The sequence below is a fragment of the Shinella sp. WSD5-1 genome, from assembly GCF_963942435.1.
GTDB lineage: Bacteria > Pseudomonadota > Alphaproteobacteria > Rhizobiales > Rhizobiaceae > Shinella > Shinella yambaruensis.
Map to the genome: position 1 here is coordinate 3,084,399 of NZ_OZ012596.1, position 16,113 is coordinate 3,100,511.

The 16,113-nt window shown below is 66.1% G+C and carries 13 protein-coding genes; 5 read left to right on the plus strand and 8 right to left on the minus strand.

Annotated features, from left to right (window positions below; translation table 11 throughout):
- Positions 1-51: 51 nt before the first annotated feature.
- From AABQ55_RS15300 to cckA, 7 genes are all read right to left on the minus strand, one after another.
- On the minus strand, positions 52-693 hold the full coding sequence (locus AABQ55_RS15300) for an SGNH/GDSL hydrolase family protein (RefSeq protein ID WP_244765322.1): 642 nt from the start codon (positions 691-693) through the stop codon (positions 52-54).
- Positions 690-1,130, minus strand: coding sequence for an endonuclease domain-containing protein (locus AABQ55_RS15305; protein ID WP_272805615.1), 441 nt, complete (start codon positions 1,128-1,130; stop codon positions 690-692). Before AABQ55_RS15305 ends, AABQ55_RS15300 begins: the two co-directional genes overlap by 4 nt.
- Positions 1,131-1,210: 80 nt before the next feature.
- On the minus strand, positions 1,211-2,569 hold the full coding sequence (locus AABQ55_RS15310) for a pyruvate dehydrogenase complex dihydrolipoamide acetyltransferase (RefSeq protein ID WP_272805616.1): 1,359 nt from the start codon (positions 2,567-2,569) through the stop codon (positions 1,211-1,213).
- A gap of 15 nt (positions 2,570-2,584) precedes the next feature.
- Positions 2,585-3,982: a pyruvate dehydrogenase complex E1 component subunit beta gene (locus tag AABQ55_RS15315; protein WP_244765319.1), complete on the minus strand. Its 1,398-nt coding sequence runs from the start codon at positions 3,980-3,982 to the stop codon at positions 2,585-2,587.
- A 17-nt stretch (positions 3,983-3,999) separates the two neighbouring features.
- The gene (gene pdhA, locus AABQ55_RS15320) at positions 4,000-5,046 is read right to left on the minus strand and encodes a pyruvate dehydrogenase (acetyl-transferring) E1 component subunit alpha (RefSeq protein WP_244765318.1); all 1,047 of its coding nucleotides are present in this window, start codon (positions 5,044-5,046) and stop codon (positions 4,000-4,002) included.
- 149 nt (positions 5,047-5,195) lie between these two features.
- Positions 5,196-5,504 (minus strand): FtsB family cell division protein, encoded by a 309-nt coding sequence (locus tag AABQ55_RS15325; protein ID WP_244765317.1) that lies wholly within the window; start codon positions 5,502-5,504, stop codon positions 5,196-5,198.
- Positions 5,505-5,828: 324 nt separating this feature from the next.
- Positions 5,829-8,447 carry a cell cycle histidine kinase CckA gene (gene cckA / locus AABQ55_RS15330; RefSeq protein WP_272805617.1) on the minus strand — a complete coding sequence of 873 codons (2,619 nt, stop codon included), beginning with the start codon at positions 8,445-8,447 and terminating at the stop codon, positions 5,829-5,831.
- 324 nt (positions 8,448-8,771) lie between these two features.
- Between cckA and AABQ55_RS15335 the strand changes: the two genes are divergently transcribed.
- On the plus strand, positions 8,772-9,773 hold the full coding sequence (locus AABQ55_RS15335) for a flagellar biosynthetic protein FliO (protein ID WP_272805618.1): 1,002 nt from the start codon (positions 8,772-8,774) through the stop codon (positions 9,771-9,773).
- A 176-nt stretch (positions 9,774-9,949) separates the two neighbouring features.
- On the opposite strand, the gene dksA is transcribed toward AABQ55_RS15335, so the two are convergent.
- Positions 9,950-10,369 (minus strand): RNA polymerase-binding protein DksA, encoded by a 420-nt coding sequence (dksA, locus tag AABQ55_RS15340; RefSeq protein ID WP_064330228.1) that lies wholly within the window; start codon positions 10,367-10,369, stop codon positions 9,950-9,952.
- A 361-nt stretch (positions 10,370-10,730) separates the two neighbouring features.
- Here dksA and AABQ55_RS15345 point away from each other — a divergent pair, with 361 nt between their 5' ends.
- The 4 genes from AABQ55_RS15345 (at position 10,731) to AABQ55_RS15360 (ending at position 15,991) form a co-directional block, all read left to right on the plus strand.
- Entirely contained in the window at positions 10,731-12,701 is a 1,971-nt protein-coding gene (locus AABQ55_RS15345; RefSeq protein ID WP_338341908.1) for a putative bifunctional diguanylate cyclase/phosphodiesterase, read from the plus strand.
- Between the two features lie 73 nt (positions 12,702-12,774).
- Positions 12,775-13,299: a SixA phosphatase family protein gene (locus tag AABQ55_RS15350; RefSeq protein WP_244769669.1), complete on the plus strand. Its 525-nt coding sequence runs from the start codon at positions 12,775-12,777 to the stop codon at positions 13,297-13,299.
- 158 nt (positions 13,300-13,457) lie between these two features.
- Entirely contained in the window at positions 13,458-14,933 is a 1,476-nt protein-coding gene (locus tag AABQ55_RS15355; protein ID WP_272805620.1) for a YcjX family protein, read from the plus strand.
- A complete protein-coding gene (locus AABQ55_RS15360) occupies positions 14,930-15,991 on the plus strand; it encodes a YcjF family protein (RefSeq protein WP_272805621.1) in 1,062 nt (353 codons plus the stop codon). The genes AABQ55_RS15355 and AABQ55_RS15360 overlap by 4 nt, the downstream gene beginning before the upstream one ends.
- The last annotated feature ends 122 nt before the right edge of the window (positions 15,992-16,113 follow it).

The window sequence follows — 16,113 nt, forward strand, 5'->3', positions numbered from 1 at the left end:
CTGATGATGGTGACAGCCTAGCGCGCCCGCGCCTTCCCTCCTTGATCCCGGTCAAAGCCCGAGCATCATGCGCGCGACCGGTTCCAGCCCCTTGCCGATCGCCCGCGTGTTCCGCGCGTCGAGATGCACGCCGTCGAGCGGCGTCGTCTCGGCCACCGAGCCCGCATCGAAAAAGCCGCAGCCGCGCTCGTCCGCCAGGTCCGCATAGAGCGTCGCCAGCATCGCCGATTGCTCCACGCCGCCGGCGAACATGGCCGCGAAGGCGGTGTTCGCCGTTTCGCAGAGCGGCGGCGGCGAGACGATCAGCACCTCCGGCCCTTCCGCCGCGTCGAACGACCAGGCGTGGTGGCGCACCAGCTCCACCAGCCGCTCCATGCCCTGCACCGCGCCGAAGGCCGTGCCGCAGATGGCGGGCTTCATGTCGTTGGCGCCGAGAAACAGGATGACGAGGTCGATCGGGTCGTGGCTGTGCAGGATCGTCGGCAGGATGCGCGCACCGTTGCGGTCGCAATCGGCCAGATGGTCGTCATAGGCGGTGGTGCGGCCGTTGAGGCCCTCCGCGATCACGGCGACACCGGGCCCGAGGGCCTTGGCGAGCACGCTCGGCCAGCGATCCTCGAAAGCGTGCCGGTCAAGCGTTTCCGCGTTGTAGCCCCAGGTCAGGCTGTCGCCGTAGCAGAGAATGGTTTTCACAGCATCCCCCCGGAATATTCCCCTCCCCCTTGCGGGGAGGGGTCAGGGGTGGGGGTGGTTCCGCGGAGTTCCATGGCGATCCTTCCAAGGACAGACATCATATCCAGCATCACTTCGCGGTTCTGGAAACGAATGACGCGAAAATTCTGTTCACGAAGATAAGCCTCCCGCTCGACATCTCGTCTTTTCCGTCCCGCATCGGCATGGATTTCACCGTCGACCTCGATAACGAGCCTCCTGCCCAGACATACGAAATCCGCGACGTAACGACCGATTGGCACTTGTCGACGGAAATGAGTTCCCGGAATGCCCGGCAATTCCTTGCGAAGCGCGGCCCAAAGGCGGCGTTCCGCATCCGTCATCGAGCGGCGAAGGCGCGGCGCGTTCATCGCCGCTTCACGACTGGGCGGATTCGATTTTTCGCGATTCCAGACCATGTTCACCGTTCCTGCCCCAATCGGCACCCCCACCCGTCCGCTGCGCGGACACCCTCCCCGCAAGGGGGAGGGAAAGCGTCTCAGACGAGCATCCCCATCGGGTTCTCGATATAGCGCTTGAAGGCCCCGAGCAGCTCGGCGCCGAGCGCGCCGTCGACGCAGCGGTGGTCGGTGGAGAGGGTGACCGTCATCGCGTTGACGATGACCATCTCCCCCTTCTTGACCACGACCCGCTCCGTGCCCGCGCCGACCGCCAGGATCGTCGCATGCGGCGGGTTGACGACGGCGGCGAAGTTCGAGACGCCCATCATGCCCATGTTGGAGACCGCGGTCGTGCCGCCCTGGTACTCCTCGGGCTTCAGCTTGCGTTCCTTGGCGCGCTTGCCGAGGTCCTTCATCTCGTTGGAGATGGCCGACAGGGTCTTCAGTTCCGCCTTGCGGATGATCGGCGTGATCAGGCCGCCCGGAATGGAGACGGCGACGCCGACATCCGCGTGCTTGTGCTTGACCATGTTCGTATCGGTCCACGAGACGTTGGCGTCCGGCACGTCGCGCAGCGCGAGCGCCATGGCCTTGATCACCATGTCGTTGACCGAAAGCTTGTAGGCCGGCTTGTCTTCCCTGCGCGGCGCCGAATCGTTGAGCTGGGCGCGCAGCGCCAGCAGCGCGTCGAGCTCCACGTCGACCGACACGTAGAAGTGCGGGATCGTCTGCTTGGATTCCTGCAGGCGCTTGGCGATGGTCTTGCGCATGCCGTCATGCGGCACGAGCTCGTAGGAGCCCTCGTCGAAGAGCTTCAGCACGGCATCGTCCGACATGCCCTTCGGCGCGGCGGCCGGGGCGGCGGATGCGGCAGCAGCCGGCGCTGCGGCGGCAGCGGGCTTGGCACCGCCGGAGGCCGCAGCCTTCTCGACGTCGCTCTTGATCACGCGGCCGTGCGGGCCGGATCCGGAAACCGCCGAAATGTCGATGCCGGCCTCCTTGGCGAGACGGCGGGCAAGCGGCGAGGAGAACACGCGGTTGCCGTCCTTGGCCGGAGCCGGGCCTGCGGATGCGGTGGCAGCCGGGGCCGCAGCAGCCGGCTTTTCCGCGTCCTTCGGCGCCTCGGCCTTGGCTTCGGCCGGCTTGGCTTCGGCGGGCTTGGCGTCCGCCTTGGGCGCCGAACCGCCGCCGGCAGCGGCGGCGCTCACATCCTCGCCATCGGCGGCGAGGATGGCGATCAGGCTGTTGACCTTCACGCCTTCCGTGCCGGCGGGAACGACGATCTTGGCGACCGTGCCCTCGTCGACGGCCTCGACCTCCATCGTCGCCTTGTCGGTCTCGATCTCGGCGATGACGTCACCGGATTTCACGGTGTCGCCTTCCTTGACCAGCCACTTGGCGAGGTTGCCCTCCTCCATGGTGGGCGAGAGGGCGGGCATCGTAATGTTGATCGGCATTTCGGCGCCCTCCCCTTATTTGTAGCAGACGGTTTTGACCGCCTGGACGACTTCGCCGACATTCGGCAGCGCCAGCTTTTCGAGATTGGCGGCATAGGGCATCGGAACGTCCTTGCCGGCGATCGTCAGGATCGGCGCATCGAGATAGTCGAAGGCCTGCTGCATGACGCGGGTCGCGATCTCGGTGCCGACGGAGGACTGCGGATAGCCCTCCTCGACGACGACGAGGCGGCCGGTCTTCTTGACGGATTCGATGATCGTCGGCAGGTCCATCGGGCGGATGGTGCGAAGGTCGATCAGTTCGACGTCGATGCCGTCCTTCTCCAGTTCCGCGATCGCCTTGATGGCATAGGTCATGCCGATGCCGAAGGAGACGACGGTGGCGTCGTTGCCCTTCTTGTGCACGCGCGCCTTGCCGATCGGCAGCACGAAATCGTCCATCTTCGGCACGTCGAAGCTCTGGCCGTAGAGGATTTCGTTTTCGAGGAAGATGACCGGGTTCGGATCGCGGATGGCCGCCTTCAGGAGCCCCTTCGCATCGGCCGCCGTGTAGGGCATGACCACCTTGAGGCCCGGAATATGGCTGTACCAGGCGGCGTAGCACTGCGAGTGCTGGGCGGCGACGCGCGCCGCCGCGCCGTTCGGGCCGCGGAAGACGATCGGCGCGCCCATCTGGCCGCCGGACATGTAGAGCGTCTTGGCGGCGGAGTTGATGATCTGGTCGATCGCCTGCATGGCGAAGTTGAAGGTCATGAACTCGACGATCGGCTTGAGGCCCGTCATCGCCGCACCGACGCCGACGCCGGCAAAGCCGTGCTCGGTGATCGGGGTGTCGATGACGCGGCGGGCGCCGAATTCCTGCAGGAGGCCCTGCGTGACCTTGTAGGCGCCCTGGTATTCGGCGACTTCCTCGCCCATGACGAAGACGTCCTCGTCGCGGCGCATCTCTTCCGCCATGGCGTCGCGCAGCGCCTCGCGCACGGTGGTCGATACCATTTCGGTGCCGGCCGGGATATCCGGATCGGCGGCGACTTCGCCCTTCGGCTGCGCCGGAACCGGTGCGGCGGCGGAGCCCTGCTGGGTCGGCTTTTCCGCCTCTTCCACCTTCGGGCCGGCGGCCTCGGCCTGCTTTTCCGCAGCCTTCGGCACAGCCATGGCATCGGCGCTCTCGCCGTCCTGCAGGAGCACGGCGATCGCCGTGTTCACCTTGACGCCCTCGGTGCCGGCGGCGATCAGGATCTTGCCGATCACGCCTTCGTCGACGGCCTCGACTTCCATCGTCGCCTTGTCGGTTTCGATTTCGGCGATCACGTCGCCGGACTTGACGGCGTCACCCTCGTTCTTGACCCACTTGGAGAGCGTGCCCTCCTCCATGGTCGGAGACAGGGCGGGCATGAGAATCTCGATTGGCATTGGTGTCCCTCCCCGGATTACAGCAGGATGTCGGTGTAGAGTTCGGATGCATCCGGCTCCGGATCGGCCTGCGCGAAATCGGCGCTGTCGGCGACGATGTCACGGACGTCCTTGTCGATCTGCTTGAGGTCGTCCTCGCTTGCCCATTTGTTTTCCAGAAGGCGGGCGCGCACCTGCTCGATCGGGTCGTGCTCGGACCGCATCTTCTGCACCTCGTCCTTCGAGCGGTACTTCGCCGGGTCGGACATGGAGTGGCCGCGGTAGCGGTAGGTCTGCATTTCGAGGATGATCGGGCCCTTGCCGGAGCGGCAGTGCTCGACGGCCTCGTCGGCAGCGGCCTTGACCGCGCGCACATCCATGCCGTCGACCTGGAAACCCGGGATGTTGAAGGACGCGCCGCGCTGCGAGAAGTCCGTCTGGGCCGAGGCGCGCGAGACGGCGGTGCCCATGGCGTAGCGGTTGTTCTCGATGATGTAGATGACCGGCAGCTTCCAGAGGGAAGCCATGTTGAAGCTCTCGTAGACCTGGCCCTGGTTGGCCGCGCCGTCGCCGAAATAGGCGAGCGAGACATTGTCGTTGCCGCGGTACTTGTTGGCGAAGGCGAGGCCCGTGCCGAGCGAGACCTGCGCACCGACGATGCCGTGGCCGCCGTAGAAATGCTTCTCCTTGGAGAACATGTGCATGGAGCCGCCCTTGCCCTTGGAAAGGCCGCCGCGGCGTCCGGTCAGCTCCGCCATCACGCCGCGCGCGCTCATGCCGCAGGCGAGCATGTGGCCATGGTCGCGATAGCCGGTGATGACCTGGTCACCCTCCTTCAGCGCCAGCTGCATGCCGACGACGACCGCTTCCTGGCCGATGTAAAGGTGACAGAAGCCGCCGATGAAGCCCATGCCATAGAGCTGGCCGGCCTTTTCCTCGAAACGCCGGATCAGCAGCATCTCGCGGTAGGCATGAAGATCGTCTTCCTTGGAGAATTCGGCAATCGTGCCGCCGGTGAAGTCTTTCTTTGCAGGCTTTGCCGCGGTTTTGCGGCTGGACGTGGACGCGGTTTTACGCGGAGCCATTCGTTCCTCCCTATGTTTGCCTCTTGAAGGAAACCATAGGGGAGAAAGTCCGCCTCAGCAATGCCATAAATGCATGGCTTATATTCTTTGCAAACCACTGATTAGTAAGGCAGATTTACGATTAACCAGATTTCGGTTAATCGACTTTCTCAGTGGAAAATCACGATTTCGTCGGCTCTGGACATGTTGAGATAGGAGCGTGCCTTTTCGTCGAGCATGTCGCGCTCGAGCGAGCCGTCGCTCATCAGGGCCACCTCTTTTTCCAGGGTCTGGCGCTGCCGCACGAGGACGTCCAGACGCGCCTGGCGCGTCACTCTCTGCCGTTCGAACTCCTCCATCCCCCTGAGACCGAAGTCGCCATGGACGGAATGATAACCGAAGTAGGAGAGGAATGCGACTGTAATTACCGGCAGAGCCAGCCGGCCGAATTTCCGCTTCTTATGGTGTTTGGTCCACATGCAAGGCAGCCCCGATACGCAATACGGGTTCGACACTAGCGGCAAGCGGTTAACCGACCATTGACCATGATCGACGGGCAAGGAAAAAACCGCATCTGCCGATGCGTTCAGCTTGATGACAAACTCGCTCCCAATACTCCGTCATCCTCGGGCTTGACCCGAGGATCCATTCTTTTCAACGGTTTGTGGATGGTCGGGTCAAGCCCGACCATGACGAAGGAAAGGTTTGCGGACGTTGTCAGCGGCTTGGCCGCATCCGCCGACGCGGTCTTCATTTTCCTTGCGTGGCTCTGCCCCGAGGGCGTACGGCGAGCGGGAAGGCGCTCAGGCGTCGAGCATTTCCCGCACGGCCTCGGCGAGCTGCTTCAGCGAGAAGGGCTTCGGCAGGAAGCCGAACTTGGCGTCCGCCGGCAGGTTGCGGGCGAAGGCGTCCTCCGCATAACCGGAGACGAAGATGAACTTGAGGTCCGGATAGGACTTGCGCAGCTCGCGCAGCAGCGACGGGCCGTCCATCTCGGGCATGACCACGTCGGAGACGACGATGTCGACGGCGCCGTTCAGCTCTTCCATGATGTCGAGCGCTTCCACGCCGGAACCGGCCTCGTGCACGGTATAGCCGCGCGTCTCCAGCATGCGCTTGCCGCCGCGGCGCACGGCCTCCTCGTCCTCGACGAGCAGCACCACGGCCGAACCGCCGGTAAGGTCGCGCGGCTCCTTGTCCGCCGCCTGCGTGGCCACGGCCGCCGGCTGGTCACCCGCCTGCGGCAGCGCGCGCGCATCGCCGGTCGCCTCCGCCGGCACCGCCTCTTCGGTGTGGCGCGGCATGAGGATGCGGAAGGTCGTGCCCCGGCCGACCTCGGAATCGAGATAGATGTAGCCGCCGGACTGCTTGACGATGCCGTAGACCATGGAGAGGCCGAGCCCGGTGCCCTTGCCGACCTCCTTCGTCGTGAAGAAGGGCTCGAAGATCTTGTCGATGATCTCGGGCGGAATGCCGGTGCCCTGGTCGGCCACTTCCACTTCCACATAGTCGCCCGGCGGCAGGTCGCGCAGGTTCCGCGCCGCCGCCTCCTCGGCCTCCACATTGCGGGTGCGGAAGGTGATCGTGCCGCCCTCCGGCATGGCGTCGCGGGCGTTCACCGCAAGGTTGATCAGCACCTGCTCGAACTGGCCGAGGTCGGTCTTCACCGGCCAGAGATCGCGGCCGTACTCGACGTCGATCTTGACGTTGGTTCCGGTCATGCGGTCGACGAGCATGCGCAGGTCGCCGATGACGTCGGTGAGGTTCAGCACCGTCGGGCGCATCGTCTGCTTGCGCGAGAAGGCGAGCAGCTGGCGCACCAGCACGGCCGCCCGGTTGGCATTGCGCTTGATCTCCATGAGATCGGCAAAGCTCGCATCGGACGGGCGGGCGGACAGGAGCAGGTGGTCGGAGGAAAGCAGGATCGCCGTCAGAACGTTGTTGAAGTCGTGCGCGATGCCGCCGGCGAGCGTGCCGACCGCGTTCATCTTCTGCGTCTGCGCCATCTGCGTCTCGAGCGCCTTCTGCTCGGTGATCTCGACGGCATAGACGATGGCCGCCTCCTCCGGCGCCTCGTCGCTCTGGTCGATGACGGCGTTCACATAGAAGCGGAAATGCCGGCCGTCATCGGCCGGGTGCAGCGAATCGAGCGGCGCGATGTCGCCCTGCCGGTCCTTCGCCGCGTCGAGCGCCGATTGCAGGCGCAGGCGGTCCGTCTCGTGCACGATGGTCTCGAGCTTGGCGCCGCGGTCGATATCGTCGCGCGAGACGACACCCGAGAAGAGTTTCAGGAACGGCGCATTGGTGCGCAGGATCCGGCCGTCGCCGTCGACCGAGGCGATCGCCATCGGCGTGTTGTTGAAGAAGCGCGTGAAACGCATGGAGGCGATCGAGGCGGACTGGTCGTTCGCGCTGCCCTCCTCGCGCGCGAGAACGATGGTGCGGCTTTCGCCCGGCGCCCCGTCGCGCGTCGTTGAAACGCGGTGCACGATGCGCACCGGCAGGCTCTGGCCGTTGGTCTTGCGCAGGTCGAGGTCGAGCATTTCCGTGCGCTTCAGGCCGGGCTCGGCCTGCACGGACTGGATGAGCGCCAGCCCCTCGCCCGCCACCACCTCGGCGATCGACAGCGAGCCGGGGTGGAACTTGGCCAGGTCGATGCCGAGCCATTCGGCAAGCGTCGCGTTCAGGTAGACGATCTCGCCCTTGCGGCCGGCGGAGAAGAAGCCGGCCGGCGCGTGGTCGAGATAGTCGATGGCGTTCTGCAACTCCTTGAAGAAGCGCTCCTGGTCGTCCCGCTCGGAGGTGATGTTGGAGATCTGCCAGATGTAGAGCGGCTGTTTCGGCTTGTCACGGTTCGGCAGGATGCGCGCCTTGAGGCGGTACCACTGCGCGCCGGAACCGCCCGAGGCAGCCGGGTTGAGCGACTTGGGGACGCGGAACTCCTCCGCCCCCTCCTTGCCCTCGTGCAGGCCGTTCGTCAGGCGGTAGACGGCCTCGGTCGCATCGCGATTGCGTGACAGCAGGGTTTCGAGCGTCAGCACTTCGGCCGCGCCATTCGCACCCGTCAGTGCGCCATAGGCGGCATTGGCGTAGACGACGCGGCCCTTGCGGTCGGTGACGACCGTGCCGTCGGGATGGGAATCGAGGAAGGCGCGCGCCAGTTCGTCCGAGCGCGTCGCCTGCGGCATGACCTCGATGAAGCCGATCAGCGCGGAAACGACGAAGAAGATGCCGGCCATGGCGAGGACGCCGAGAACCCCGAGCACGAGCTCGTTGTCGAGCTGGTTCTTGAAGACGATGAACGCCCCGGCCGACGCCGCCAGCACGATCGCGAGCAGCACCACACGCAGCGCCACCGCCGGCCGCACGCCGCGGTCCACGATCGGCACATCATCCCCGTCCGGCCGCTTCATCGTCGTCATCAATCCCTCGTCTGCAACAGTGCGGGCCTTGCGCTTGACCCGAACCCGATGCCAGAATCATGTTTATCCGCACGAGGGAAGCGCAAAAAGCCGTCGAGGGAAAGCAAGGCCACGAATTCACAGGGAATATTCCGGGCCAGGGCATGGCAATTCTCCTAGCCTGCCATACTTGCGCGACGATGACGACGGCAATACGCGCTGGACAACCGGTGCGCCGCGCTTGTAGGAGCCCGGGAAAAGCCGTCAAATGCAGCCCGTCGGCCAACAGGCCAAACTGCCGAGCCAAAGTGCCGAGCCAAAGTGCCGAGAAGGAGTGACCGCGCCATGTTCCAGGAGATCCTCGCAGAGAACGGCACGAAGTTCGTCATCGCCGCGGTGGTGGTGCTGCTCGGCCTGCTCTGCCTCGCGCTGGTGCTCTGGATCATCCGGGGCCGCCCCTCCTCGCCCTTCATCCGCGGCGGGCGCAACCGCGCGCCGCGCCTTGCCGTGCTCGATGCCGCGGCGATCGACACGCGCCGCCGCCTCGTGCTGGTGCGCCGGGACGACGTGGAACACCTCCTGATGATCGGCGGCCCGACCGACATCGTCATCGAGACGCGCATCGCCCTGGCATCGGCCGAAAGCGCCCAGCCCGCCGCCGAAAGGGCCGGGCAGAAGACCGAGCGCGCCGAACCCGCGCCGGTGCGGCACGAAACGCCGGTGAAGACGGCCGAGACCCTAGACGCGGCCCGCACGGCCGCTTCGGCCGGCGCGGTCGCGGCGACCACCGGCACCGCGGAGCGCCGCCCCGCGGCAACCCCGGAGGGCGTCTCGTCCATGGCCAAGGTGCTCTATGCCGGCGACGAAGACGTCGCCCCCCGCACCACCCCGGCACAGACCGTCGCCCAGCCGGTCCAGACGGCCCAGCAGGCGCAGACGGGCCTCCAGCAGCGCGCGCCGGAGCGCCGCATCGAGGACGTGCTCGAACAGAACCGCCAGCGTGTCCTGCCGCAATCCATGGCGACGGCGACGGCAACGACCACCGCGCAGGCGACCGCCGGCCAGGCGGTGCAGCGCCCCATCGCCAACCCGACGCTCGCCAAGCCGACATCCCAGCTTGCCGACAATCCGGCCCTCGTCAGCGAATTCGAAAAGATCCTCGAAGCCGAGATGGCCAGCACGGCCGCATCGAGCACCACAGCCCGCACGGCCGCCCAGCCGACGCTCAACCCGACGCAGACCGCCGCAACGATCGGCCACGGGCAAACTCCCGCGAAGAGCCGCGAGGAAACGGAAGCGGAAATGGCGCGCCTGCTCGGCGAAATCGCCGCCAACCGCAAGGCGTAAGGCGGCTCCTTCCCGCTTGTCGCAAGAAAAAAGCCGCTGGAGACACGACGGTTCCAGCGGCTTTGATTTTCGTTTTTCCGGCACCGGGCAGCACGAAGCCTGCCAGCACCGGAAACATCCGGTGTTCGATCACCGCGAACCCTGCCCTCGGACCTCCTCGGATCCGCGGGAAAGGCTTACTCGTCGCGATACACCTTCTCCCGACGCTCGTGGCGCTCCTGCGCCTCGATCGAAAGCGTGGCGATCGGGCGGGCGTCGAGACGCTTGAGGCCGATCGGTTCGCCCGTTTCCTCGCAGTAGCCGTAGGTGCCTTCGTCGAGACGCTGCAGCGCCGCATCGATCTTGGAGATCAGCTTGCGCTGGCGGTCGCGTGCCCGAAGTTCGATGGCACGGTCGGTTTCCGAAGACGCCCGGTCCGCAAGATCCGGATGGTTGGCGCTTTCTTCTGCCAGATGGTCGAGGGTTTCGCGCGCTTCGCGCAGGATGTCGTTTTTCCAGGCGTTCAGCTTCGCTCGAAAGTAAGCCCGCTGGTTTGCGTTCATGAATTCATCGTCCTCGTCGAGGACGAAATTGCTAAGATCGATCTTCTCACTCAACGCGATTCTCCTGAAGAACATCTCAAGGCGCGCTGTATATCCCCACGGGTAGCGTGTTTCAAGTGTGCAGGAACTTACCCACGGTTTTTCGCGCATGCCTCTTTTTTGAACCTTGCCAGACGAATATTTCATCAAGATTACAACAGGATGGCGAAACCGGCCACCAACATCCCCGCACTATAGCCGAAAGGGCGCCGGATCGCCTGCCTCGCGTGTCGTCCTGCCGCAAATATAGGCATGGACTCGCGATCAGCTATGGAGGATAGGACGATTTTCTTTCGCGAGCCTGTTCGCCCGCGGATTCAGACTTATTTTAGCAACTCGTGCTTCTCTCTAACCGCAAGGGCAGGAGCACGCATCGATGTTCAGCAGGACGAAGGCCATTCTTTCGATCGAATCCGGCAATCCGGAGCTCGTCCAGGCGCAGCTTGCCGCTTTTACCAAGCAGGTGCCGCTGCTCTACTTCATGCTCGTGACGAATACTGTCGCCCTCACCATCACCCATTTCGGCGCGGCCCCCGCCTATCTCACCCTTTACATTCCAGGCGCACTCTATGCCGTCAGCCTGTTTCGCCTCGTGCACTGGTGGTTCAGCCGAAACCGGCGCTACACCCATGAAGAGGCGGTCGGCCGGCTGCGTTCGACCTATCGCCTGACCGCGCTGCTCGGCGCCGGCTTCTGCGCCTGGTCGCTCAGCCTCTATCCCTATGGCGACGCCTACCAGCAGTCCCATGTCGCCTTCTACATCGCCAACACGGTCGTCGGCTGCATCTTCTGCCTGATGCACCTGCGCGCCGCCGCGCTGGCGCTGACGGCCATCGTGCTCGGACCGTTCACGGTCTTCTTCGGCACCTCCGGCAATCCGGTCTTCACCGCGCTCGCGCTCAACGTCGCGCTCGTCACGGTCGCCATGGTGTTCATCCTCTTCACCTACTACCGGGATTTCGGCGCCCTCATCCGGTCGCAGAAGGAGCTGACGGCGCGCCAGGCGGAAACCCAGCGCCTCAGCGACGAGAACCATCGCCTCGCCAATCTCGACAGCCTGACCAACCTGCCCAACCGTCGCCAGTTCCGCGCCGAGCTCGAAACGCGGATCGCGCGGGCGGAGAAGAACCGCACGGGCCTTGCCCTCGGCCTGATCGACCTCGACGGTTTCAAGCCGGTCAACGACACGTTCGGCCACGGCATCGGCGACAAGCTGCTCGTCGAGGTCGGCGAGCGGCTCACGGCCTTTGCCGGCCGGGGTCTTTTCCCGGCCCGCCTCGGCGGCGACGAGTTCGGCATCGTCTTCGAGGGCCCGGCCAGCGCGGAGCGGCTCCATGCGCTCGGCGACGAGATCTGCGCCGCGCTTCAGGAACCCTATGTCTTCAACGGCCAGGCGGCGCGGGTCTCCGGCTCGCTCGGCATCTCGATCCTCGGCGAGGCCGGTACCACGGCCGACCGGCTCTTCGACCGCGCCGATTTCGCCCTCTACCTCGCCAAGCAGAATTTTCGCGGCACGACGGTCGTCTTCTCCGCCGAGCACGAGGCCGAGATCAACGAGCAGGGCCGCATCCAGCAGGCGCTGCGCGCCGCCGACTTCGAGAAGGAGATGTACCTCGTCTTCCAGCCGATGGTCGACGCGGACACGAACGGCATTTCCGCCTATGAGGCGCTGGCCCGCTGGGAAAGCCCGGTCCTCGGCACCGTGCCGCCCGGTATCTTCATCCGTGCCGCCGAACGGGCCGGCATCATCGGCCGGCTGACCGAGTTCGTGATGGAGAAGGCGCTGGCGGCGGCGCGGAGCTGGCCGGACCACATCCGCCTCTCCGTCAATCTGTCGACCCGCGATGTCGTCTCCAACAGGACGGTCGATGCGCTTCTCGAGATCATCGCGCAAAGCGGCGTCGATCCCGCCCGCCTCGACATCGAGGTGACGGAGACGGCCGTCATGCGCAACTTCACGCTCGCCGCCGACAATATCCGCCGTTTCGCCGAGCGCGGCATCGGCATTGCGCTCGACGATTTCGGCACCGGCCATTCCAGCCTCAGCTATGTGCACAAGCTGCCGCTCACCAAGATCAAGATCGACCGCGGCTTCATCGTCGATATCGCCACGAACGAACTCAGCCGCAGCATCGTCAAGACGATCGTCGACCTTTCCCGCAACATCGGCTGCGTCTGCGTGGTCGAGGGCATGGAGACCCACGAGCAGGTCGCGGCGCTGCGCGGTCTCGGCTGCCGCATGATGCAGGGCTACTATTTCGCAAGGCCCGAGCGGCTGGAGGACACGCTGGCCTACCGGGCGGCATCCGACACGATCGTGAACACGCCCGCGCGCAAAACCGGTTGATCTTTCCGGCAAGGACGGACATGAAGTCGGAGCGCGGCACGGATCATCTGCCGCAGGCGGATGGAGGACACACTTGGCATCTCTCGGCACGCCGGCCTTCCGGCTCTACATCCTTCGTCACGCCCGCGCCGCCTGGGCCGGGCCCGGCCAGTCGGATTTCGACCGCGCCCTCGACGACGACGGCTTTGCCGAAGCCGAGGTGATCGCCGAGGAGGCGGCCGACCAGGGCTACCGGCCGGACCTCATCATCTCCTCCACCGCCACGCGCTGCCGCCAGACCGCCGAGCCCTTCCACCGCTCGGTCAGCGAGGAACTGACGATCGACTATGTCGATTCCCTCTATTCCGGCTCGGTCGATACCTATGCCGAACTCGCCTTCGCGGAGCGGCAGGAGAGCGCCGTGATGATCGTCGGCCACAATCCGATGATCGAGGAATTCTTCCACCGCCTCGTCGGCAAGGAGATCGCCGAGACCGCCGCGCCCTTCGGCTATCCGACGGCGGGCCTCGCCATCCTCGATTTCGACGAGCGCCCGACCGAGGACGATTATCGCGGCGCCTGCCTTGCCGGCTTCATGACGCCGCGCCCGGCGCACTGACGCGCATCGCGATCTTCCCGGCGCACACCTTGATTTTCCGCATCGCATTGGCGCAAAACCGCTACGGACGTGTGCGCGACATGGTTTGAGCGAAAGGGCCGGCCTCTTTTTCCGCCGGATTTCGTTTCCTATATCGCCTTCGATGCTGGAAAGAGACCTTGCCCCCTAGCCTGACCACCCTGACCGACGAAGCCCTGCTCGCGCTCGACGCGCTGACCGGCCGCGCCACCAATCTCGTCAACCCGTCGATCCGCCTCGGCGTGACGGGCCTGTCGCGCGCCGGCAAGACCGTGTTCATCTCCTCGCTCGTGCACAATCTCCTGAACGGCGGCCGCCTGCCGCTGTTCGAGGCGGGGCGCTCGGGGCGCGTGTCAAAAATCCGGCTGGAGCCGCAGCCGGACGACGCCGTGCCGCGCTTCCAGTACGAAGACCATATCCGCGCGCTGGTCGCCGACCGCCTCTGGCCGGATTCGACCCGCGCCATATCGCAATTGCGCCTGACGCTCGACTATGAGAGCGCCTCCGGCTGGGGGCGCCTCTTCTCGCCCGGACGGCTGTCGATCGACATCGTCGACTATCCCGGCGAATGGCTGCTCGACCTGCCGCTGCTCGCGCAGGATTTCCGCGCCTTCAGCGCGAACACCGTGGCGCTGGCGCAGTCCGGCATCCGCGCGGAGCTGGCGCGCGACTGGCTGGCGCTGTCGGCCACCATGGACCCTGCCGCCGAAGCCGAGGAAGCGACGGCGCGCACGCTGGCGGAAGCGTTCACCGCCTACCTGAAGGCCTGCAAATCCGACGAGCGCTCGCTCTCCACCCTGCCGCCCGGCCGTTTCCTGATGCCCGGCGATCTCGAAGGCTCGCCCGCCCTCACCTTCGCGCCGCTGCCGAACCTTCAGGAAGGCCACCCCGCCAGGGGATCGCTGCATGCCATGATGGAGCGCCGCTACGAGGCCTACAAGACGCATGTGGTGCGCCCGTTCTTCCGCGAGCACTTCGCCCGGCTCGACCGGCAGATCGTGCTGATCGACGCCCTGCAGGCGATCAACCGCGGCGCCGAGGCCGTGCATGACCTGGAGCGCGCGCTCGGCGACGTGCTCGATTGTTTCCGCGCCGGCGCGAACAGCTTCCTCTCCTCCTTCGTGACGCGCCGCATCGACCGCATCGTGATTGCCGCCACCAAGGCCGACCACCTGCACCACGAGAGCCATGCGCGGCTGGAAGCCGTCACCCGCCGCCTCGTCGAGCGCGCCATCGAGCGCATCGGCATGAGCGGCGCCGGCATCGAGGTGATGGCGCTCGCGTCCGTGCGCGCCACCCGCGAGGCGACCGTCAAGCACGAAGGCGAGGACCTGCCGGTCATCGTCGGCGTGCCCATGGCCGGCGAGCGGATCAACGGCGAGATTTTTGACGGCGAACGGAAAACAGCCATATTTCCCGGGGACTTGCCGAAGGATCCGGATTCGCTTTTCAAGGAACTTGAATCCCTGCCTGAAGGTGAGGCGCCGCATCTCTTGAACTTCGTGCGCTTCCGCCCGCCGCATATCGAGGAGACGGGCGGCGGCCTGAAGCTCTCCGTGCCGCACATCCGCCTCGACCGCGCGCTGCAATACCTGATCGGAGACCGGCTCGCATGAACGACCGCCCGCGCAAGCCCGCCGCCTTCTCGCTGCCCGCCGGCTCCCCGCAGCCGCCCGAGCGCACGAAGCCCCGTGCTCCCGCCGCCTTCGACGACGCCGTCACGCTGACGCCGGATGCCGAGGATCCCTTCATCGCCACCACCGCCGACCTGCCGGACCTGACGCCGCCGGTCGCAACCCCGCGCAAGCGCCGCCTGACGCTCGGCCGCATCGCCCTCGGCGCGCTCGGGCTCCTCGTCTCGCTCGCCATCGGCCTCTGGGTCGATGCGCTGATCCGCGATCTCTTCAGCCGCAACGACTGGCTCGGCTATCTTGCCGTCGCCGCCGCCGCCATCGCCGTCCTCGCCGTCTTCGGCCTCGTCGCGCGCGAGCTGATCGGCCTGCGCCGCCTCGCCGCCGTGCAGGACCTCAAGCGCGACGTCGCCGAGGCCGCCCTCTCGCCGAGCCCGTCGGTCGGCCGTGCCATCCTCGCCCGCCTCGTGCATCTCGTCGCCGCCCGGCCGCAGACGGCGCGCGGGCGCGCGCGCCTTGCCGAGACCGAAGGCGAGATCATCGACGCGGCCCACCTCGTCGACCTTGCCGAGCGCGAGCTGATGGCGCCGCTCGACCGCGAGGCGCGCGCGCTGATCCTCGGCGCCGCCAAGCGGGTCTCCATCGTCACCGCCGTCAGCCCGCGGGCGCTGGTCGATCTCGGCTATGTCATCTACGAGAGCAGCCGGCTGGTGCGCGGCATGGCGGAGCTCTACGGCGGGCGCCCCGGCAAGATCGGCATGCTGCGGCTGATGCGCGACGTCATCGCCCATCTTGCCGTCACCGGCTCCATCGCCATGGGCGACAGCCTGGTGCAGCAGGTGCTGGGCCACGGGCTCGCCTCGAAACTCTCCGCCCGGCTCGGCGAAGGCGTCATCAACGGCCTGATGACGGCGCGAATCGGCATCGCCGCCATGGACCTCTGCCGGCCCATGCCCTTCCGCGCGCTGAAACGGCCCGGCATCGGCGATTTCATCGGCGACCTGACGCCGAACATGGCGGGCGGCCGGCGCGACGAGGCGTAATCTGCGGCGCCGTGCTTCAATCACGGCGCGCAAAGGACGCCGCAGCACTGTGGGATCGTTGCAACACCCCGGTTTTGCGGGCCTGCACCGCGGGTAAATGACGAAGGGCAAGACGGGCGGAA